General features: G+C 57.6%; 21 protein-coding genes and 1 pseudogene. 10 read left to right on the top strand and 12 right to left on the bottom strand.

Annotated features, from left to right (window positions below):
* Positions 1 to 40: 40 nt before the first annotated feature.
* Positions 41 to 1,000 carry a tripartite tricarboxylate transporter substrate binding protein gene (locus tag WD823_RS09400; protein ID WP_368429222.1) on the bottom strand — a complete coding sequence of 320 codons (960 nt, stop codon included), beginning with the start codon at positions 998 to 1,000 and terminating at the stop codon, positions 41 to 43.
* A 710-nt stretch (positions 1,001 to 1,710) separates the two neighbouring features.
* On the opposite strand from WD823_RS09400, the gene WD823_RS09395 reads away from it, so the two are divergent.
* On the top strand, positions 1,711 to 2,178 hold the full coding sequence (locus tag WD823_RS09395) for a cytochrome C (RefSeq protein WP_368429221.1): 468 nt from the start codon (positions 1,711 to 1,713) through the stop codon (positions 2,176 to 2,178).
* Positions 2,179 to 2,284: 106 nt separating this feature from the next.
* Entirely contained in the window at positions 2,285 to 3,067 is a 783-nt protein-coding gene (locus WD823_RS09390) for a transporter (protein ID WP_368429220.1), read from the top strand.
* Here WD823_RS09390 and WD823_RS09385 read toward each other — a convergent pair.
* Positions 3,048 to 3,233, bottom strand: a complete 186-nt coding sequence (locus tag WD823_RS09385) for a hypothetical protein (RefSeq protein WP_368429219.1) — start codon at positions 3,231 to 3,233, stop codon at positions 3,048 to 3,050. The genes WD823_RS09390 and WD823_RS09385 overlap by 20 nt on opposite strands.
* A 186-nt stretch (positions 3,234 to 3,419) precedes the next feature.
* Here WD823_RS09385 and WD823_RS09380 point away from each other — a divergent pair, with 186 nt between their 5' ends.
* Together WD823_RS09380 and WD823_RS09375 are read left to right on the top strand one after the other, a co-directional pair.
* Positions 3,420 to 4,313 carry a hypothetical protein gene (locus tag WD823_RS09380; protein WP_368429218.1) on the top strand — a complete coding sequence of 298 codons (894 nt, stop codon included), beginning with the start codon at positions 3,420 to 3,422 and terminating at the stop codon, positions 4,311 to 4,313.
* 53 nt (positions 4,314 to 4,366) lie between these two features.
* On the top strand, positions 4,367 to 5,218 hold the full coding sequence (locus tag WD823_RS09375; protein ID WP_368429217.1) for an alpha/beta fold hydrolase: 852 nt from the start codon (positions 4,367 to 4,369) through the stop codon (positions 5,216 to 5,218).
* 65 nt (positions 5,219 to 5,283) lie between these two features.
* Here the strand turns inward: WD823_RS09375 and WD823_RS09370 are convergent, their stop codons facing one another.
* On the bottom strand, positions 5,284 to 5,727 hold the full coding sequence (locus WD823_RS09370) for a DUF4124 domain-containing protein (RefSeq protein WP_368429216.1): 444 nt from the start codon (positions 5,725 to 5,727) through the stop codon (positions 5,284 to 5,286).
* Between the two features lie 258 nt (positions 5,728 to 5,985).
* On the opposite strand from WD823_RS09370, the gene WD823_RS09365 reads away from it, so the two are divergent.
* The 3 genes from WD823_RS09365 to WD823_RS09355 all read left to right on the top strand — a co-directional run bounded on the left by WD823_RS09365 (position 5,986) and on the right by WD823_RS09355 (position 9,152).
* A complete protein-coding gene (locus WD823_RS09365; RefSeq protein ID WP_368429215.1) occupies positions 5,986 to 6,612 on the top strand; it encodes a hypothetical protein in 627 nt (208 codons plus the stop codon).
* A gap of 542 nt (positions 6,613 to 7,154) precedes the next feature.
* Positions 7,155 to 7,790, top strand: coding sequence for a DNA-3-methyladenine glycosylase (locus WD823_RS09360; protein ID WP_368429214.1), 636 nt, complete (start codon positions 7,155 to 7,157; stop codon positions 7,788 to 7,790).
* A gap of 177 nt (positions 7,791 to 7,967) precedes the next feature.
* Positions 7,968 to 9,152 (top strand): AIPR family protein, encoded by a 1,185-nt coding sequence (locus WD823_RS09355; protein WP_368429213.1) that lies wholly within the window; start codon positions 7,968 to 7,970, stop codon positions 9,150 to 9,152.
* 71 nt (positions 9,153 to 9,223) lie between these two features.
* Here the strand turns inward: WD823_RS09355 and WD823_RS09350 are convergent, their stop codons facing one another.
* The 6 genes and pseudogenes from WD823_RS09350 to speA all read right to left on the bottom strand — a co-directional run bounded on the left by WD823_RS09350 (position 9,224) and on the right by speA (position 14,147).
* Positions 9,224 to 9,319, bottom strand: a complete 96-nt coding sequence (locus WD823_RS09350; protein WP_368429321.1) for a hypothetical protein — start codon at positions 9,317 to 9,319, stop codon at positions 9,224 to 9,226.
* 3 nt (positions 9,320 to 9,322) lie between these two features.
* The gene (locus tag WD823_RS09345; protein WP_368429212.1) at positions 9,323 to 9,784 is read right to left on the bottom strand and encodes a hypothetical protein; all 462 of its coding nucleotides are present in this window, start codon (positions 9,782 to 9,784) and stop codon (positions 9,323 to 9,325) included.
* Positions 9,785 to 9,787: 3 nt separating this feature from the next.
* A complete protein-coding gene (locus WD823_RS09340; protein ID WP_368429211.1) occupies positions 9,788 to 10,321 on the bottom strand; it encodes a Panacea domain-containing protein in 534 nt (177 codons plus the stop codon).
* Between the two features lie 111 nt (positions 10,322 to 10,432).
* Positions 10,433 to 10,801, bottom strand: a pseudogene (locus WD823_RS09335) (arginine decarboxylase); the annotation flags it as partial.
* Positions 10,802 to 11,048: 247 nt separating this feature from the next.
* Positions 11,049 to 12,161, bottom strand: coding sequence for a PQQ-dependent sugar dehydrogenase (locus tag WD823_RS09330; protein ID WP_368429210.1), 1,113 nt, complete (start codon positions 12,159 to 12,161; stop codon positions 11,049 to 11,051).
* Between the two features lie 93 nt (positions 12,162 to 12,254).
* Positions 12,255 to 14,147 carry a biosynthetic arginine decarboxylase gene (speA, locus tag WD823_RS09325; RefSeq protein WP_368429209.1) on the bottom strand — a complete coding sequence of 631 codons (1,893 nt, stop codon included), beginning with the start codon at positions 14,145 to 14,147 and terminating at the stop codon, positions 12,255 to 12,257.
* A 91-nt stretch (positions 14,148 to 14,238) separates the two neighbouring features.
* On the opposite strand from speA, the gene speE reads away from it, so the two are divergent.
* The 3 genes from speE (at position 14,239) to WD823_RS09310 (ending at position 16,952) form a co-directional block, all read left to right on the top strand.
* Positions 14,239 to 15,090: a polyamine aminopropyltransferase gene (speE, locus tag WD823_RS09320; RefSeq protein WP_368429208.1), complete on the top strand. Its 852-nt coding sequence runs from the start codon at positions 14,239 to 14,241 to the stop codon at positions 15,088 to 15,090.
* A gap of 132 nt (positions 15,091 to 15,222) precedes the next feature.
* Positions 15,223 to 15,459 carry a CDGSH iron-sulfur domain-containing protein gene (locus WD823_RS09315; RefSeq protein ID WP_368429207.1) on the top strand — a complete coding sequence of 79 codons (237 nt, stop codon included), beginning with the start codon at positions 15,223 to 15,225 and terminating at the stop codon, positions 15,457 to 15,459.
* 71 nt (positions 15,460 to 15,530) lie between these two features.
* Positions 15,531 to 16,952 (top strand): YdgA family protein, encoded by a 1,422-nt coding sequence (locus WD823_RS09310; RefSeq protein ID WP_368429206.1) that lies wholly within the window; start codon positions 15,531 to 15,533, stop codon positions 16,950 to 16,952.
* Positions 16,953 to 17,006: 54 nt separating this feature from the next.
* Here the strand turns inward: WD823_RS09310 and WD823_RS09305 are convergent, their stop codons facing one another.
* Genes WD823_RS09305 through WD823_RS09295 form a run of 3 tightly spaced genes read right to left on the bottom strand, consistent with a single transcriptional unit; the run spans position 17,007 to position 19,547 of the window.
* Positions 17,007 to 18,383 (bottom strand): ammonium transporter, encoded by a 1,377-nt coding sequence (locus WD823_RS09305; RefSeq protein WP_368429320.1) that lies wholly within the window; start codon positions 18,381 to 18,383, stop codon positions 17,007 to 17,009.
* A 30-nt stretch (positions 18,384 to 18,413) separates the two neighbouring features.
* Entirely contained in the window at positions 18,414 to 18,752 is a 339-nt protein-coding gene (locus tag WD823_RS09300) for a P-II family nitrogen regulator (RefSeq protein ID WP_368429205.1), read from the bottom strand.
* A gap of 60 nt (positions 18,753 to 18,812) precedes the next feature.
* Positions 18,813 to 19,547 carry a TorF family putative porin gene (locus WD823_RS09295; protein WP_368429204.1) on the bottom strand — a complete coding sequence of 245 codons (735 nt, stop codon included), beginning with the start codon at positions 19,545 to 19,547 and terminating at the stop codon, positions 18,813 to 18,815.
* Positions 19,548 to 19,606 lie beyond the last annotated feature (59 nt).

The following is a 19,606-nucleotide window of genomic DNA, read 5'->3' as shown; positions in this document are numbered from 1 at the left end:
CGTCCGGCTTCGTCGCCACCGAATTCATCAGTTGAAGCGGCTAGCGCTTCTTAATGCCCATATCGACCGCGAGCCCGGTGTAGAGCTGGCGCATCTGGTCCATGAACTTGGGCATCTCGGCCAAGCTCACGTCGACCATGGCAAACCCGTTCTCCTCCATCTTGGCGATGAACTCCGGGTCCTTGTTGATCTTGCCGATCAGGTCGGAGACGGCCTTCTTGACGTTGTCGGGCGTGGACTTCGGCACGGCGATCCCGCGGTAGGCGCCGCCGATCAGGTCATAGCCCAGCTCCTTGAACGTCGGGCAGTCGGGGATCTTGGGGTGGCGCTTTTCCATCGCCGCCGCCAGGCAGCGGGCCTTTTCGCCGAGCATCATCTGCACGGTGGTGTACCCCCACGAGCCGGTCACCTGCTTGCCGAGTAGCGCCGTGTTCGACGCGCCCGTGCCCTTGAATGGCACGTAGGTGGTCTTGATACCGGCGAGCTTGTCGAAGCGCTGTTGCGCCAGATGGTTGGCAGAGTTGGTGCCCGAGCCGGAGAACGTGATTGTGCCCGGTGCCTTCTTCGCGGCCTCGACCAGGTCCTTGAGCGTCTTGTACGGGCTGTCCGCGGGCACCATGATCGCATCCGGCGTGTAGTGGAACCAGTACACGTTAACCACATCGGCAGTCTCGTAGCCGACATCTTTCTCGAGCGGCTGCAGAACAATGTGCGGAATGTTGGTGCCGACGATGGTGTAGCCGTCGGCCGGCATGCCGTTGAGCTGCGACCAGGTCGAGGCGCCGCCGGCTCCGGGCTTGTACTGGATGGCGATGTTCTGACCCGTGAATTTCTTGAAGAACGGCTCCTGCAGGCGCGCCGAGACGTCGGACTCGCCGCCCGGGCCGAAGGCGATGATGTAACTGATCGTCTTATCCGGATAGGCCGCGATCGCCAGCGCGGCGACTAGCCCCCCGAACAGCCCGAGGACGGCGGTGATCAATTTGGTAGTTTTCTTCATGATCGGTTCTCCTGTGTTGGTCGATATATCACCTGGTGTTGCATCATTCTGCGGTGACAGCGCACGCGCGTCACCTCCTATCGCGTCGCGAGGCCACAGCCCACCGCCCCTCTTTGCCTGGAAGGTTAAATCCCATCGGTTTATACGAAAGCGAAAAGGTATTAACACTGAGCCATTCAGGGCCTAGCAATATCCCATAGTACCAGCCATGGCCACAAGACGTACACGCTCACCATTGAGACTCCCAGGCCGGTTTACCATCCGACCTCCTCGAACAGCTTGCGGAACCACAGCGGTATAATGAGATAACGTCGCTGGATGAAAAAGGATTGCGTTTGCAGGCAAACATCGTCGGGTCGTCCGTTGCCCGTCAGTCCACCTGAAATGACTCCGCGCCGGCGAGACCCCTTTGAATATTGATATCTTGGGGGGTATCTGGTCCCCCTTCCGCAGGCCCGGCGATAACCGGAATCCGCGGGGTTATTCTCCCCGTGCGGAAGATGTCGATACTTCGACAACGGGCTAGGCTCAATCCTCGAGAACCGTAAAGCTTTCCAGATCAGCCGACTGACCTGCATCAGACGGTCGACAGCAAACCGGTGCCGGTTTGATCCAAATCAAAGCACCGCGAGCATTACGGGTTACACTAATTATGCATCCGCACGTAATTTTTGTTTCAAAATATCTCTTAACCTTTGAGGAAATAAACCATGTTACGGACCGGGTTCGCGATTTTTGCTGTTTTTGGTATTTCAATTGCCAGCTTCGCCGACGAAGTAACTTACCGTAAAGACATCCGACCGCTGTGGGAGCAAAAATGCTCGGCTTGCCATGGAGCGAGCGCCCCCTATCTCGGTGATTTCAAGGAGGATCAAAAAAAATTTGAGGCCATGCTGAAGGGGCCAAGAATGGATACTTATGCCGATCTGATTTTCTATATCGGCTGGCCTGATACCGGCGCCATCATGCGACGGCTCGACGACGGGAAAAACGCCGGTGGCAAGCCGGGCAATATGTATCAATTCCTGGGCGCTGCCGAGGAAGAGCGCCAGAAAAATTTGAATCTTTTCAAGGAGTGGGTGGGGAAGGATGCCTGGAAACTTAACCGGTGGAAAGCGAAAGGCGATGTACCGGCCATCACCAAGGAGGATGTGGACAAGATCAAAGTGAAATACTGAATATCACGACATGCATCGGCCACAACTCACACCGATCGACCGGGTGAGAATGCCGGTGTGCCGATGGGCAATGCACAATCGGAATTCAGCGCGAGGCTCGCGGCCAATGAAATTATCAATCACCCCCCTTGCCGGCGTTGTCCTGTTGCCGGTCGCCGCGTCGGCCTTTCAGCCGTTGGTGACCGATGATACCGGCACGCAAGGCGCCGGCGGCAATCAGATGGAAGCCGCTTACAACCGTTCAACCGACAGAGTGCCTGGCGAAGCGACCACCACGCATGAGGTGCCCGTCGGATTTACGCGCGGTATCACCGACGCGCTAGATATTTTTATCGGTCTCGGCCGCCAGAAAATCATACCGGATGCCCCGGCGACCGTGGAGCGCGGCGAGGTGAACCCGGTCCTCGGCGCCAAGTGGCGTTTCCACGAAAACGAGGCGAGCAAATTAAGCCTCGCCTTCAAACCGCAGGTTAAATTCCCCGTCTCGAAGGAAAGCGAAGCGCGGGGACTCGGCACAGCGCGCGCCGCTTACGGAGTCGGTTTGTTGTTGACCCAGGAGACCGGTTTTGGCGCGGTGCATGCGAACCTGCTGGTCGACCGGGTGAATTACGCCGACGATGCACTCAACGCCGCCGAGCGCCGCACGCTCTATCAATTGTCGGTGGCGCCGGTATGGGATGTCGCCGAGGGCTGGACGCTGGCGCTCGACGCCGGCATCATGACTAACCCGGACCTGGCCGCCAAGGCGCGCATGGGTTTCGTCGAGCTCGGCGCCATCTATGCTCCCAGCAAGGATCTCGACCTCGCTTTCGGGATCGTGCGCAATGTCATGGACGGCAGCACCCGCACGACGCAGGTGACCGCCGGCCTCACCTGGCGGTTTCGATAATTAGCCCATCGGCCACGCGATAAATAAGCTTGTCGAGCCGCGGGATGTGCGCGGCCGCTTTGCCACCGCTCGGCAATGGCAACAGATGGGCATCATGGCGCTGCGATTGAAAGTCAAAGCAGGCGAGTCCGGATAATCCCGCTGCGTCACAGTCGAGGCTGTTCACTCGGGCCCCGGGATTCTCCGATGCAATCGAGTTTGATCCGGTGGCTTCGATTTAGATGGCGGCCTATTTCTCGGCAGTCCGGCCGTCCGCCGCTATTTTTCGCGCCGCGCTGTATACTGGAAAATTCGACGCGCCAACCTGCACCGATAATACCGCGTCCATCATAAAGCCCGCTGAGGAGGAACCATGAAGCGCATTGCCGGATACTTCCTGCTGGTGGCCTTGCTTTCCCTTCCGGTCCAGGCCGTCGGGCCGCTCGCGCTCTTGGCCAGGGACCTGGTGAAGGGCATTGTCAGGAGCTTCGTCGAGGGACAGGTTAATCAAATACTCGCGAGTGCCGGACCGTGCGGCTTGCCGATCGCAGGCCCGGGCGCAGCCGGGTTAGCCGGCATGTTGGGCGGGCGCGGGACCATGCCTGGCCTGGGTTCGATACCGGGCGCGGGCAAGTTGCCGCGCTCGGGTGCTGCCGGCACGGCCCGGGGCGGGCTTCCTGCCATACCCGGCATGGGCGGCGGCATGGCCATGCCGCCGGGCATGGAGGAGATGATGAAAGACCAGATGGCGCAGGCACAGGCGATGATGGCGAAAGAACAGGCCCAGCACGGCGCTAACGACCAGGACAATCAAGGCCTCGGGACGCCGGGCGCCATGCCGGACATGGCAACGGCCATGCAAGCCATGCAGGAGAGCCCGCCGCTGACCAGTGCTGAAGTCGAAGAGCTGGCAACGCTGCTGGAACAGATGAGCACGGCGATGCCTTCCGCCGCGCCCCGGTGCAAACCGGGAGAATTGAAGACGGTGCTGCAGCAGGCCTCGGACTCGCCCATGGGCGGCGGGGTACTGCGCATGCTGCTGAGATCGATGCGCGACATGCAGCAAAACCTCGACGAAGCGCGCGATACGTTCGCGAAAATGCCCGAACCAGAGCGCGGCGAATACGTGGAAACCATGGCCGCCGAGTTTCGCGGCTGGGACATGGAAAACAGGCGGGCGCTGCTGGGAATGGTGGAAACGAACTTTCTCGGCATGCCCGACACGATGAAGACGCAGCTCCTCACGCGCCTGAAGCAGTCGAAATAGCGGGTCGGTTTCGAGCAAGATACCCACGCGATACCGTAAGCTAGGGAGGTACCATGCACGGGCGTTGGTTCGGGATATTAATTCTGTCGTTGGTGTATTGTTGGTCACCGTTGCCGCAGGCGTGGGCGCAGAATGACCCTTACGCCGCGCTCTTCAACGAGGTCATCGTCGTTCCGCTCCAGGGCCGGAACATTGCGGCGTTGATTACTCACAAGCCCGGAGCATCGAAGTTCACGCATGCGATTGCGCTTTTTCCGGGTAGCCCTGGTTATGGCAATCTCAGAATGGAAGGCGGCCGGGTAAAGATAGACAAACTTGGCGGCAACTTTCTGATTCGGGCACGGCGGCATTTTCTCGCCGACGATGTCCTAACCGTTGTGGTCGATGCCCCGAGCGACCACCAAGGCAGTTTTCCGCATTCGTTTCGGGAAACCCAACGGTATGGCGAGGATATCAATGGTGTGCTCGACGCGATTTCAAAACGCTACGGCCGGATGGAATGGACTTTTATCGGCACGAGCGAGGGATCGGTCAGCGCCGCCCACGCGGGGCGGATGTTGTCGGCGCGAATCAAACAGGTCGTGCTTACGTCGTCGCTCGTCAATTCGAGTTATGCGGGGCGGGGCGTTCAGGCATCGGATGTCAAGAAAATCTCGGTTCCGGTGCTATGGGTTCATCACAAACACGATCCCTGCAAGTGGACGCCGTATTGGCAGATAAAGAATTACGCCAGAGAGACGCAGTCGCCTTTGGTGACGGTGACCGGTGAGAAGGACGTTCGCGGCAATCCATGCGATGCACGTACCCAGCATGGCTTCGTCGGCACGGAGATCAAGACCATCAAGGCGATCCTATCTTGGATTCGCACCGGGCAAACCCCACCCGACGTTTCCGATTCAAACTGACCCGGGGCGGTAGGGTGACGGGGCGATTCGCAGTAATCAGCGTACGTCACCGCAAGACCTGACGCTTACATCCGACCGCGCGCGTGCGGTCGGACCAGAGGAAATCGAGACTTGAAATGCGATATGGGGTGGACCGGCGACACCAACACCGGCACTGGCAGGTATACGATCGCGATGCGGCCGGCATTTTGTTGCGCGCGCTCTTCGGCCGCTTTACGCGCCAGATCTTCCTCGCGCTGCTTGCGGTTTTTTTCCAACTCCGCGCCGAAGGTCTCGATTAATTGATGTTGTTCTTCCGCGGCGCTGACTTCCTCCGGCGTCGGTTGATGGGGTGGCTCCAACTTTTTCATGATCACGGCGTCCGCGCGCGGTGCTGTTGAATACGTGACCTTGCCGGCTTTATCGACGGATTTGTAGATTTCCTCGGCACTTGCAGGCGCATTCACGCTCATCGCCAGCCACCCGGCGATCGCGAACATCATGACAATTGTCTTACGGTCAACGCCCATGTCTGTTAGCCCGAATCGGTATTGGCGTCGCTCACTCTCGTGCTGGTATTTCGTACCGGCAACCAAGGCCCAACGGTTTAACGTATCAAGATACGCTTTCCGCAAGGCGCGTCAATATTTAACCTTAATATACCCCTGTGTAATCTCATGGTTTCGACACCCCAACTGACCCGCGCGAAGCAAAACTGCCGCTCGAATAAAGCGATACATCTATACTCTTAACGAATGTGCCGACTTTGAATCAACGAGATAGCACGCATGCGTAAATTCATCGTCCTCGTTACCCTGTGCTACACCACGGCGACGCTCGTGGTGCTGGGTTTTGTTTCCAACTGGTTGCGCGATTCGCTGTTGTTTGAGGGATCGGTCATCGTGCCAACCCTGGTATTCAGTATTCCCATCGTGCTGGTCGTGGCCGTGATGGCCTACCGGCGGGAAAATGAGTGGCTTACCGTGGCCCTCCTCGCTATCGTCCTCGGTTCAGGCTGGTATGTGGCGAAGACGCATCACGCCGCCTACGGGGAATGGCTCCCGTCGCTCGCCACGGCGGAAGTTGAAACCAGCGGCACCACGGTGCTCAACGCGCACGGTCAGACCATTCGGTACCGTCTGGAGCTGCACAATCCGGGGACTATCACTCATCGTGAATACCTGGTCGTCACGCGCGGCGGTACCGAGCAGCGAATACGAATCCCCATTTTCGACGACGCGCGCAGCGGCTATGTCAGTGCGAAAGCGCCGAACGATTGGATCATCTTGCATCCCACTCCCGATACCAACGTCTACCGTGCGGATATCGGCCGGTTCCTGTTCGTCCGGAAATCCTTCCAGGTCAATTTGCGAACCAGGGCAGTGAAAACCATCGCCACGAAACCATCCGGCTGACGAAACTACCGCTCAGCAGCCGCATAACCGCGGTACGCCGCCATGACTTGATTTCACCCCGAGCCAAGAACATGCTTGTCGGCGGCCACTGCGGGAAGTTCTTGATTGAATGTTTCTTTGCAAGCCTGACCTCGATGGCGTTTCCTATGGTTTCGCTGTTTTCACTAAATATTCATAATGCGACCACGGAGAGGACAACATGGCAAAGCTCGTTATGAAGGAAAGCAAGAAACAAAACTATGTGATTCTTGCGGTTCTAATCGCGGTTTTTGTGTACCTGATTTTCCTCCGGTAGTCAGTAAGCCTCGCTGTGCTCTGACGCGTGGGGAGGCCGGAGAGCCCCGCCGGAGCCCTGTCTTCGACACTCGAGGCAGAACGGATAATCGTCGGCGGTGAAGAAACAGGAACCGCGATTACAACCGGTCAGCGTTTGTGGCGATCTGACGATGCCTCGGTCGTATCGGGAACTGCGCGGTGGCACATGGACAATCTTATAATTCATGACCTGACCCGCTTATTTTGACCTTCGTGAACGGGTTCCCGTGCCAACTTTTGCCGACAAACTCAAAGCCGCCGTAAACCACCTGGCCCGCGTCGATCGCACCATGGCGCGGCTGATCCGCGACATCGGTCCGTGCGTGCTCCGCCCCCTGCGGCGGTCGCCCTACGAAAGCCTGACGCGCGCCATCGCGCACCAGCAACTCAACGGCCGCGCCGCCCAAACGATTCTCGGCCGCTTCGTCGCGCTCTATCCGGGCCAGCCATTCCCCGAACCGCACGAGGTGCTGGCGACACATTTTGCGCGACTGCGTTCGGTCGGGTTCTCGCGCAACAAGGTCAAGTCCATACGCGACATCGCCGACAAAACGCGCGAAGGAATTGTCCCGACCCGCGTGCAGGCGCGGCGCCTCGACGATGAAGAATTAATTCTCCGCCTCGTCGAGATTTACGGCGTCGGACGCTGGACGGTCGAGATGCTGCTGATCTTCACACTCGGCAGGTTGGATGTGCTGCCGGTCGACGACTTCGGCATCCAGAGCGGTTTCAAGGCTGCCTACCAACTCCGCCGCAAACCCACCAAAGCCGATTTTCAGCGCGTGACCGATTGCTGGCAGCCGTTCCGCTCGGTCGGATCGTGGTACCTCTGGCGTCATGCTGACGGATTGAAGAAACGCTAGCCATCACGCCGACGAAGGTGCGGTGCGTCTCGGTACCGCAACTTTCCTTGACTCCTTCGTCGGAGTGGCGCATTCTAATTGAGATAGCTTAGCCGTTTTGGCTAGCTAGTGGCCGTAGGGGTCCGCCCCTCGGGATATAGAGTTAAAGGTCAACCTTTACTTAACATGAGGCATAATATGAGCCAGCTCACTTCTTTTTCTTTTCCCGCCATATCGTTCCGTCATTTAGAAACACCATTTAACAAGCAGGGCTACCGCGACTATTTCGCTATAGTCGATATCAAGGATCTTCCCGACCTGTCGGACTGGCGGAAGATCAATGTCCGTGATCCCAAGCTCACGGGCGCAGTTCCGGAAGCCATTCGCCAGAGTCTGCACGATAACCCTGACATGTTCCTTTTCATGAACAGAGGGATCGTTCTATCTGTTGAATCAGTTTCATTTGATAACAAGAAATCCGCCGTCACCGTTGGTCTTCGCGATCGGAATTTGCACGGTCTCCTCGATGGTGGACACACATACAAGATCCTCGTACATGAGCGTGAGGGTCTCGACTATCCACAATACGTTCGAGTGGAGCTACTCGAAGGATTCAAGCAGGACGACATAACAAACGTCGTTGACGCGCGTAACACGTCGAACCAGGTTCGCGATGAAAGTCTGATGAATCTTGCAGGTGAATTCGAGAAGTTGCAGAAGGCGTTGAAAGGTGCGCCCTATCATGATCTGATCGCGTATAAGGAGTACGAAGAAAATCCGAATGGAACCCCGAAGCCAATTGATGTGAGGGATGTAATAGCCATCCTGACTGCATTTGATCGGGAACATTTTAGTTCCGAGAACCATCCTATCAACGCCTACCGATCGAAAGCGGCGTGTCTACAGCACTTCAAAGTGAACATGAAGTCCTATGAAAAGATCTATCCCTTGGCGAGAGATATTCTCGAACTCTACGACTATATCCATCTGCGTTTGCCCGATCTCTACAACACTGTTCGTGGCAAGGGGGGTGACGTGGCTGGAGGAAAGTTTGGTAGACTCACTGGTGTCACAACCTACAAGGGAAAGCGCAAAGCGGAGTTGCTGTTTATCGGCAAGGAATCGTCATACGGTGTGCCGAGTGGATTTGTCTACCCAATGCTCGGAGCTTTTCGCGCCATTCTTGAAGAAAAGGGTGGCAGGTATATCTGGGGGAAAAATCTCGATCCGGTCAAACTTCTTGAGGGCCAGCTTGGGCAGAAACTTGCGGACACGATTGGGAATTTCGCGCTTGACGCGAAGAACCCGTCAAAGACAGGTAAATCACCGCTCGTATGGCAGGCATGTTATCAGGCAGCAGAGGTAACGTACTTAAAAACATAGATCATTGATACGTTGTATGTATCGCTAGGGCACTCCAATACTGGGGTGCCTTAGCACATCTCCAAACCGCTTTAATCCTCCAGATACGTATATCCCTTTAATCCCTCCGACAGCTCGGCAAGATAAGTTTCGCGGTTTTTCGCGCTGAGTGATTTCGCGCGTTCGATCCTTTATGCAGTGGTAAGCGCTTTAAGAATCCATACCTTTTCACGATTCGGCAAAACGGTACACGCCTTTACTGCAGCAAGAACTTGGTCGCGCACATCATTTGAGATCATTCCCTTGATTCGATCCATGTCGCTCAACAGTTGTTTGTTGATGTCGTCCACGCTGAATTCGGACTTGGCTTCGTGACAAGCTATAAACGAGTCATGATCCAGAAAATCGTGGCTCGCGACATCGAGCCTGGCCTGACAACGAAGCAGATGGGCGCGCTCTTGGATAAAATCACTCACTTCAGAATTGATAACGAAAAAAAGCGGAAGAGGATCAATACAACAAAGCAACAGATACTTATCCTTCGGCTTTGGAACGGTGAATTCGCAGAAGAGATACACAACCCGCCCGGGTTGGAGTTTCTCTTTGATGGTTTTGAGTTTTACGTCTGATGGGAAGTGATCGCCAAGAATCACGGATCATCCCGGATACGGATTTTGCAGATGTCTAATTAGTTTCTCTCCGCCAGGGAACATCCTGGCGATCTGCTCTATGTCAATGAAGTCATTTTCATCGGCCGCTTTATAGGCATCGTCGTGACTGTGCTTCTTAAGCTCTGCGCCGGATAGTGAGCCATACGTTTTTATCGATTCATCAAGGCATTCAATATCTGACTCACTAAAAAATGTTGAATCGGCATCCCGTAAAGGTGAAATCTCGTAATTATCTTTTACCGTAAACGCATGCCGAGCATGTTCGGCAAAGCTATGTATACCATCGCCCCGGATGTCTTTGATAATGTCGTAGGTTCCGCTCGGAACAGGGCCGCTCTTCATCGCAACATAGGAATCGCCACAAATGAAACGGCCATTTCGTTCCAGATGTGCTTTATCAGCAAAATAGAGCAGTTTTAAAACGTGATAGATATCGCGTTTCGGTGCCCGGTTGGCGATATACAGAATTACCTCAACCGCTTTTTCCGGATCAAATTTGAATGGATTATGTTTTGCCATTCCTAATCCCGGCAGATTAACTGAAGGATAACGGATGTAAAGTATAGCCTCATCAGATGAAACTATTGTATCGCAACCCGGGTACTACATGAAAACATACGAGAAACAGCATTAATCCTCTAGGTAAGTATATCCCTTCAATCCTTCGGCTAGCTCTGTGAGATAGGCCTCGCGGTTTCTCGGGCTGAGTGATTTCGCGCGTTCGATCTTGGCGCGGTAGGAAGCGAGCAGATCGTCGGCGTTGAAGTGCACGTAGCGCAGCACCGAGTCCACGGTGTCGCCGCGCTGCGGTTGCAGCAGCCGGTGGCTGCCGTCCGGTTTCAGTTCGACATGAACGGAGTCGGTATCGCCGAACAGATTGTGCCTGCCGCCGAGAATCTCCTGATAGGCTCCGACCAGAAAAATCCCGAGCAGATAGGGCTCGTTATCGCGCGGCGGATGCGGCGGCAGCGTTGTTTCGATGCCCTCGCTGTCCACGTACAGGCCGAGACTCCCGACCATCGCCGCCCCGGGTCCGTCATGCCGCGGACGGCGGCCGCCACGCGCGAAGGCCGAGGCCCGCCAATCCGGCCGCCGCGGTGGACAGGGTGGCAAGCTTGAAGCAGCGGTGCCACGGGAAGATGCAAGACCCTGATTCACGAGGTTTCCTTTGCAGAGTTGGGGAATGCGGCGCCAGTCTGTGAGGCAATCGTAAAACGATGATGACCTTACGTAAGAAAATATAACCTCAGCCCGCCGGCTCGAGGCGCGCCAGCACCGCGCGCGACTCGTCGGTCAGCAGGTAGATGAGGCCGTCGGGCCCGGCGCGCACGTCGCGGATGCGCCCTACGGCGCCCTGCAGTAGCCGCTCTTCGCGCAGCACCTTCTCGCCGTCGAGCCGCAGGCGTACCAGCAGCTCGGCGCGCAGCGCGCCGACAAACAGGTCGCCGCGCCATTTCGGGAATTTGTCACCGGTATAGAACGCCATACCGGAAGGCGCGATCGAGGGTACCCATTTGTGGATCGGCTGCTCCATGCCGGGTTTCGCCGTGCCCTCGCCGATCTTCGTGCCGATGCCGTAATTGACGCCGTAGGTGATCACCGGCCAGCCGTAGTTTGCGCCGGCACGGATCACGTTCACCTCGTCGCCGCCCTGCGGCCCGTGCTCGTGGGTCCACAGCACCCCGGTCCGCGGGTGCAGCGCCGCGCCTTGCTGGTTGCGATTGCCCAGAGTGTACTTATCGGGCTTCCATCCCGGCTTGCCCACGAACGGATTGTCCTTCGGCACGCGTCCGTCGTCGTGCAGGCGGATCACCGAGCCGGCGTGATCGTCAGGCCGCTGCGCTCGCTCCATCTCGCCGCGGTCGCCGAGCGTAATGTAGAGGTAGCCCTGGCGGTCGAATACCATCCGCGAGCCGAAATGCTGGCCGCGGTTGCCCTTCGGGCTTTGCCGGAAAATCACCTGCACGTCGTCGAGCCGGTGGCCGGTGAGCCTGCCGCGCGCCACCTCGGTGCCGACGCCGTCGGCGCCGCGCGCGGCGTAGGAGATGTAGACCAGGCGGTTCTTGGAAAACCCGGGGTGCAGCGCGACGTCCATCAGGCCGCCTTGCCCGTGCACCGTGACTTCGGGCAGTCCCGCGACGGACTGCGCATCGAGCTTCCCATCCTTGACGATGCGCAGCCGTCCGGCCTTCTCGGTGACCAGCATGCGCCCATCGGGAAGGAAGGCCAGCGACCAGGGCTGCTCCAGGCCACGCACCAATGTCACGACGCGGAACGCGTGTTCCTCGGACTGAATGGTTTGGGCGGCGGCAGGGAACGCGGCGAGCGCGCCGGCCCAGAACAGGAGGAAAGTTTTCATACGGCGATCTTGACGCACAATCGGGAGATGCGCAAAAGCAATGGGGTCAAGTCTTTGAAAAATAAGTTTTGTCTCATTGTGATTTGTAAATCACTAATCCTCTAAATAGGTATATCCCTTCAATCCTTCGGCTAGCTCTGTGAGATAGGCCTCGCGGTTTCTCGGGCTGAGTGATTTCGCGCGCTTGATCTTGGCGCGGTAAGTCGCGAGCAGGTCGTCGGCGTTGAAGTGCACGTAGCGCAGCACCGAGTCCACCGTGTCGCCTTGCTGCGCTTGTGACAATTGATGGCCACCGTCCGGTTTCAGTTCGACATGAACCGAATCGGTGTCGCCGAACAGGTTGTGCATGTCGCCGAGGATCTCCTGATAGGCTCCGACCAGAAAAATCCCGAGCAGATAGGGCTCGTTTTCGCGCAGCGGATGCAGCGGCAGCGTGGTTTCGATGCCCTCACCGTCCACGTACAAATCGATACGCCCGTCGGAATCGCAGGTGATGTCCTGCATCACGCCGCGGCGCGTGGGCGGCTCGTTCAGGCGATTTAGCGGCACCACCGGAAAAATCTGATCGATGGCCCAGTGGTCGGGCATGGACTGGAACAGAGAGAAATTGCAGAAATACTTGTCCGCGAGCTTCTCGTTCAACTCGTCGAGAATCTCCCGGTGGGAACGCGCGGCCGGTTGCAACAGCTCGCGCACCTTCCAGCAAATAGTGAAATAAATTTGTTCGGCACGCGCCCGCTGCGCGAGCGCGAGCACTCCGTGGCTGAACATGCCCTGCGCCTCGGTCAGCCGGTGGGCGGCGTCGTGATAAGCCTCGACGACGGAGCGGTCTGAAATTGTCGCGAGCGACTGCCACAGATCGCGAATGATCGCGGGTTCGTTCTCGGTCGCCTTTGGCACCGAATCCGCACCCGGGGCGGACTCGGTGCCCACCACGTTGGTCACCAGCACCGCGTGATGCGCCGTCATGGCGCGGCCCGATTCCGTGACGATGTCGGGATGGGGCAGGTTTTTTTCCGCGCAGATTTCGGTGAGCGCGTGCACGATGTTGTGCGCGTACTCGGAGACCGAGTAGTTCATGGAACAGAAACTGCGCGAGCGCGTGCCTTCGTAATCCACTCCCAGCCCGCCGCCTACGTTGATGCAGCGGATGTCCGCGCCGATGGCGCGCAGTTCCGCGTAGTAGCGCGCCGCCTCGCGCATGCCGAGCTGGATGTGCTGAATGTTGGCGATCTGCGAGCCCATGTGAAAGTGCATCATCTGCAAGCTCGGCAACAGGTCCGCCGCGCGCAGGCGTGCCATGGCGTCCAGCACCTGCGAGGCGGAGAGACCGAATTTGGATTTGTCGCCGCCGGTGTTCTGCCATTTGCCGGCGCCGATCGAGGACAGCCGCATGCGTAGCCCGATGAGCGGGGTTACACCGAGGTTATGCGATTCCTCGATGACGAGTTCAAGTTCAGAGGGTTTCTCCACGACGATGTAAACGCGGTGCCCGAGCTCCTTGCCGATGAGCGCGAGGCGGATGTACTCGCGGTCTTTGTAGCCGTTGCACACCACCACGCCACCGTCCTGACGCGACAGCGCCAGCACCGCGAGCAGTTCGGGCTTGGAGCCGGCCTCCAGCCCCACTCGTCCGTCGGCGCGCGCGAGAATTTTCTCGACCACGCTCTTCTGCTGGTTGACCTTGATCGGGTAAACGGAGGTGTAATCGCCGCGGTACCCGTCGGCCTGCATCGCGCGATCGAAAGCGTCGCACAGGGTCTCGACGCGATGGCGCAGGATATCGGAGAAGCGCACCAGCACCGGGAGCGAGAGGCCCGCGGCCTTGATCTCCTTGGAAAGCTCGAACAGATCGATGCCGGCATGGTCGGCGCGGCCGTCCGGCCGGCACACGAGGTGACCCTTGCCGTTGACGTCGAAATAGCCGCCGCTCCAGTGGGCGATGTTGTAGACATCGCGGGCTTTTTGTATGGACCAGTCGATCATAAAACGAAGTATCAAGTAGCAAGTAACAAGTGGCAAGTAGTAAGCGGTAGATATTACAATCTTGCAACTTGAAACTTGTTACTTGCTACTCATGACCTTAGACAAAAACTGGTACACCGAGGAATGGGCCGGACAAGGCTCGGCCATCTCGCTCAAGATCAAAAACAAGGTGCATGACGAGAAGTCGCCGTACCAGCGCATCGAGATCTACGAGACCGAAACCTTCGGCACGCTAATGACGCTCGACGGCCTCGTCATGGTCACCGACCGCGACAATTTCATCTATCACGAAATGATGTCGCACCCGACGTTGTTCACCCATCCCGATCCCAAGCGGGTGCTGATCATCGGCGGCGGCGATTGCGGCACGCTGCACGAAGTGCTGAAACATAAGACGGTGGAAATCGCCGAGCAGGTCGAACTCGACGAGCGCGTCACGCGGGTGGCGGAAAAATTCTTTCCCGAACTGTGCGAATCTAACCATGACCCGCGCGCGCGCCTGCACTTTGCCGACGGGATTAAATGGGTGGCGGACGCCCAACCCGGTATTTACGACATCATCATCGTGGATTCGACCGATCCGGTGGGGCCGGCCGCCGGTCTCTTTTCCGAGGCCTTCTATAAGAATTGTCATCGGGCGTTGCGGCCGCGCGGACTTATCGTGGGACAGAGCGAATCGCCGCTGTTCCATGCCGAGTTGATTGCCTCGGTACACCGGTCCCTCAAATCGGCGGGCTTTCTCGAGATTGCCACACTCAATTTTCCGCAGTGCGCCTATCCTTCCGGATGGTGGAGCGCCACCCTCGCCGGCAAGGACGGCCCGGTCAGCCTATTTCGTTCCCGAGAGGCGGCCACGAAGACCTTTACCACGCATTATTACAACCGCGACATACATGCCGCGGCGCTGGCATGTCCGGAATTCCTGCGCCGGTTATTAACCTGATTTTCAGGCACAGCTGTCTCTGGCTTCATTCATTTATGAAGGTTGGCAGGCAATTGAAGGCGAACGCCATTCAGCGTATAAAAACATCTGAAAGCGAAATTCACTGCATATATCCCAACAATGTGAACAGTCATGGATCCGAAAATTGCCCAAAAAGGTCCTTACGTACTTGAGCTGAAACCCGGTACCTACTGGTGGTGTGCCTGCGGCCAGTCGAAGAATCAGCCATTCTGTGACGGCTCGCACAAGGGCAGCGGCTTCGAGCCGGTCAAATTCGAGCTGGATCAGGGAGTCAAATGGGCCCTGTGCGGCTGCAAACACTCTGCCAACAAACCCCGTTGTGACGGGACCCACAAAAAATTCTTGTAAGTCATTCCCGCGCTAACCGGCGGGAGAGTAATTCGTCAACTATCACGGCGGCAATGAATCACGGATTACGCATGAAAAAATATGTTCTTGCTGCTGTCACCACGATCATCCTGTTGCCGGTTCTGGTCATCCTGGCGCTCCCATTCTGGTTTGGGCGGGAAGCGGAAAAAACCTACCACGAGATGCTCGATCAATTGTCGGGACGCAGCGGAATCCATTTCACGGCCAAACATTATGAACACGGCTGGCTGAGTTCCACGGCCGAAACCACCTTCCGCCATCCGCAAATTCCGCTCGAATTCAAGGCCCGGCACCGCATCAGCCACGGTCCGTTTCCGCTGGACCGATTCCTGGAAGGCGATTGGCGTCACACCCCGGTGCAGGCACGCATCACCAGCCAGATTTCCTTGGCCGCGCCGGAAAAGCAAAACACCTCCTCCTGGCCGCCGCTCTCCGCCGAGACGACAGTCCGACTGAATGGCGACGGCACCCTGCATGCCGAGATGCCGCCGATCAAAACCACCGGCGCCAAAGGCGAAATCATCGATTGGCGCGGATTCAGCGCGGATATAACGTTCGACCAGGCCTGGCGGAAAATCCAGTTCGATGCGCGCCTGCCGGCGCTGACCGTGGCCGCTTCGGGACAACAGGGTGACGTGATGCTGTCCAAGGTCATCATGCATTCCGACACCCAGGAAGGGATCGCGGGTTATTTCTTCGGCGAGGTCAGCCTGCGTGTCGGCAAGCTCGAAATCGGTCAAACCTCCGGTCGCGTCGGCGTGAAAGGACTCACGCTGTCCGCCTCAACACAACCGGCTGACGACAACATCAATATGGTTTTGCGTTACTCCCTTGACGAAGCCAACGTCGCGGAGGAGCGTTTCGGACCCGGTATCATGGTTTTCGAAGCGCGCCGACTCGACGTGGCTTCACTGGTGAAATTCAAAAAAGAGGTTGCAGCCATCGACCGGGAGGGCACCATCGCGCCCCGGATGGCGCTGACGGTCGCCGGCAAAACGGTGGCGTTACTCGCCGAGCTGGCCAAAAAAGCGCCCGAGTTCGAAATCACGCGACTCAGTTTCAAGACCCGGGAAGGCGAGATCAGCGGCAAGGCTAAATTTGTCCTCGATGGACGGAAAAGAAACCTGACCGACAGTCCGGTGAAACTGCTGACCACCTTGAGGGGCAATCTGGAGATTCTGATCCCCGAACCGCTGCTTAAACGTCTGATCGCAGCAGCGATACGCCGGGACATCGAGGCCTATCGCCAAAGCGGTGCCCTGACCGCCAGAGAGATGGCGCGTCTGGATGCGGATACCATGGCGGAAATCGTGGATCAGGCATTTCCGCAGTATCTCGCGCGCCATGAACTCACGCGGCTATTGGTCGAAGAGGGGGGGCGGTACAAGCTGGATCTCTCGATCGCGCGCGGACAAGTCATGATTAACGGCAAACCCTGGCATGCCCCGGCGCGGATCACACTTCCTCAGTGAAAAAAATCGGGCGCCGAAGCGCCCGAAAAATTTCAACTGCCTTAGGAGGATCGGTTAAATGTTGTAGCCGCGCTCGTCGTGCAACGCGATATCGAGACCTTCGGTTTCATGTTCATCGGTAACCCGCAAGCCGATAACGCTGTCCACAATTTTCAGGATGACATAACTTCCCACCGCGCAGTAGACCACGGTCATTGCCACACCGATGAACTGGATCCATACCTGGCTGCCAACCGTCAGCTCCGGCTTAAGACCGCCCAGCTTGATGGCAAACACACCGGTCAGCAATGCTCCGATCGTTCCGCCGATGGCGTGCACGCCGAACACATCGAGTGAATCATCGTAGCCCAGAGAACGTTTGATCTTCGTGGAAGCCAGGAAACAGCCGAATCCGGCGATGGCGCCGATAATTAGGGCTCCCATGGGTCCGACAAAGCCGGAGGCGGGAGTAATGGCCACCAGGCCCGCGACGGCGCCCGAGGCGATACCCAGCACGCTCGGCTTGCCGTGTGACAGCCACTCGGAAAACATCCAGCCGAGCGCCGCCGCCGCGGTGGCGATCTGCGTGACGGCCATCGCCATACCGGCGGCTCCGTTGGCGGCGACCGCGCTGCCGGCGTTGAAACCGAACCAGCCAACCCAGAGCATCGAGGCCCCCATCAGGGTGTAACCCAGGTTGTGCGGCATCATGGCTACTTTGGGATATCCCTTGCGCGGACCCAGTACCAGCGCCGCCACCAGACCGGCAATACCGGCATTGATGTGCACCACCGTGCCGCCGGCGAAGTCGAGCACGCCAAGGTCCCACATGAAGCCGCCGTCGCCGCTCCATACCATGTGCGCGATCGGCGCATACACGAGCGTCATCCACAACCCCATGAACCACAGCATCGCTGAAAACTTCATGCGCTCGGCGAAGGCTCCGACAATCAGCGCCGGCGTGATGATGGCGAACGTCATCTGGAACGTGAAGAACACGGTCTCCGGCACGGCCGCCGTCAGGCTGTCAAGCGTGACGCCCGTCAGAAATGCCTTGTCGAAATTGCCGACAAATGAGTACAAGTTGGTAACGCCCTTGGCCATCCCGCCGGTCGAAAACGCCAAACTGTAACCATACAAGACCCACAGCACGGTTATCAGCGCCGTGATCGCAAAACACTGCATCATCACCGACAGGACGTTTTTGGACCGCACCATCCCGGCATAGAACAGTGACAATCCCGGTATGGTCATGAACAGCACCAATGCCGTCGAGGTCAGCATCCAGGCGGTGTCACCCGAGTTGAGCGTCGGAGTGGCCGGGGCCGCGGGAACGGCCGGGGCCGCGACGGCGGGTGCCGTCGATGCGGGGGTTTCGTCGCCGAAAACCAGCATGGGTAATGCCGCCAGAACCACGACGCCCATAACCCCGAGCACCTTTTTCAGATTAATTGACTTAGACATTGAATTTTCTCCTGTGTATCAAAGCGCATCTTTGCCGGTTTCGCCGGTGCGGATACGGACGACCTGTTCGAGGTCAGTAACGAATATTTTTCCGTCACCGATTTTGTCGGTGCGGGCCGCCTTGACGATGGCTTCAATCACGCGATCCAGCATCTTGGTGTCAATGGCTACCTCGAGCTTCACTTTGGGTAGAAAATCCACCACGTATTCCGCACCGCGGTAAAGCTCGGTGTGTCCCTTCTGCCGGCCGAAGCCTTTGACTTCGGTCACGGTGACACCCTGAACCCCGACTTCAGCCAGTGCATCGCGCACGTCGTCGAGCTTGAATGGCTTGATAATGGCTGTAACGAATTTCATATCGCACTCTCCAGATTAATGTGTGCCCTCCCGGCCAAGGACCGGCCGGGAGGGTCATGGTTACAGGCTCTTCGAGAAGGTCAACATCCATTGGCCGTCGTTGGCGCTGACGCCTTTCTTGATCTCCTGGGCACCGCTCATGTTGGTATCGGTGTAGGCCAGTCCGATGCCAACGCCACCGACTTCCTTGGTCAGGCTGATCTTGTAATCGGTGTATTTCTTGCCGAAGGCCGCCTGGACACCGTCACCGCCCGACTTGCCGACATGCAGCGCGAGCGCCAATCCCTGCGACAGCTCCATGCTGAATGCGGCATCCAGGTAAGTACCGGATTTGGTGGTTACGCCCTGGTAATCGCTGGCATTGCTATACTTGAGGCTGAACGGTCCGTACCCGCCGCCAACGTAAAACTCCGTGAAATCATATTCCAGGCTGCTGTTCGCGTCGGGATACAGATACCGGATCGCACCGACATCCCAGTTCACGCCCGCAGCGGTAAACTTATAACCACCATAAAAATCGAGCTCCATGGAAGCCCCGTCGCCATCTGACGAGGTTACGGCGTCATTACCGAAATTGACGTTCGAACCCCAGGTGCCGAGGTAAAAACCGCCGCTATGGGTGTAGTCGAACCCGCCTTGAATGGCGGAATTTTCGGCCGTCTGGGATACGCCGCGCCAAACGTAGTTCGTGGTCAGCGCCACATTGGCAGAGACGGGCGATTTTTCCGCCGCCACGGCTACCGATGCCAAAACCAACAAACCGCTTGCAACAACAGTTTTATGCAACTTCAGCATGTTCTCTCTCCCGGCCTTGCGGCGCAAAAGTGGTTTAATAACGTAGTCGTTGAGATTCC

Origin of the sequence: Sulfuricaulis sp. (assembly GCF_040901545.1) — a bacterium.
GTDB lineage: Bacteria > Pseudomonadota > Gammaproteobacteria > Acidiferrobacterales > Sulfurifustaceae > Sulfuricaulis.
Note: the sequence above shows the minus strand (reverse complement) of the source record. Positions and strands in the feature narration are given on the sequence as shown.

Bases quoted from the DNA above. Each gene is read 5' to 3' on its own strand.
- WD823_RS09400 (WP_368429222.1), bottom strand. From the start codon at position 1,000: ATGAAGAAAACTACCAAATTGATCACCGCCGTCCTCGGGCTGTTCGGG.
- WD823_RS09395 (WP_368429221.1), top strand. From the start codon at position 1,711: ATGTTACGGACCGGGTTCGCGATTTTTGCTGTTTTTGGTATTTCAATT.
- WD823_RS09390 (WP_368429220.1), top strand. From the start codon at position 2,285: ATGAAATTATCAATCACCCCCCTTGCCGGCGTTGTCCTGTTGCCGGTC.
- WD823_RS09380 (WP_368429218.1), top strand. From the start codon at position 3,420: ATGAAGCGCATTGCCGGATACTTCCTGCTGGTGGCCTTGCTTTCCCTT.
- WD823_RS09375 (WP_368429217.1), top strand. From the start codon at position 4,367: ATGCACGGGCGTTGGTTCGGGATATTAATTCTGTCGTTGGTGTATTGT.
- WD823_RS09370 (WP_368429216.1), bottom strand. From the start codon at position 5,727: ATGGGCGTTGACCGTAAGACAATTGTCATGATGTTCGCGATCGCCGGG.
- WD823_RS09365 (WP_368429215.1), top strand. From the start codon at position 5,986: ATGCGTAAATTCATCGTCCTCGTTACCCTGTGCTACACCACGGCGACG.
- WD823_RS09355 (WP_368429213.1), top strand. From the start codon at position 7,968: ATGAGCCAGCTCACTTCTTTTTCTTTTCCCGCCATATCGTTCCGTCAT.
- WD823_RS09340 (WP_368429211.1), bottom strand. From the start codon at position 10,321: ATGGCAAAACATAATCCATTCAAATTTGATCCGGAAAAAGCGGTTGAG.
- WD823_RS09330 (WP_368429210.1), bottom strand. From the start codon at position 12,161: ATGAAAACTTTCCTCCTGTTCTGGGCCGGCGCGCTCGCCGCGTTCCCT.
- speA (WP_368429209.1), bottom strand. From the start codon at position 14,147: ATGATCGACTGGTCCATACAAAAAGCCCGCGATGTCTACAACATCGCC.
- speE (WP_368429208.1), top strand. From the start codon at position 14,239: ATGACCTTAGACAAAAACTGGTACACCGAGGAATGGGCCGGACAAGGC.
- WD823_RS09315 (WP_368429207.1), top strand. From the start codon at position 15,223: ATGGATCCGAAAATTGCCCAAAAAGGTCCTTACGTACTTGAGCTGAAA.
- WD823_RS09310 (WP_368429206.1), top strand. From the start codon at position 15,531: ATGAAAAAATATGTTCTTGCTGCTGTCACCACGATCATCCTGTTGCCG.
- WD823_RS09300 (WP_368429205.1), bottom strand. From the start codon at position 18,752: ATGAAATTCGTTACAGCCATTATCAAGCCATTCAAGCTCGACGACGTG.
- WD823_RS09295 (WP_368429204.1), bottom strand. From the start codon at position 19,547: ATGCTGAAGTTGCATAAAACTGTTGTTGCAAGCGGTTTGTTGGTTTTG.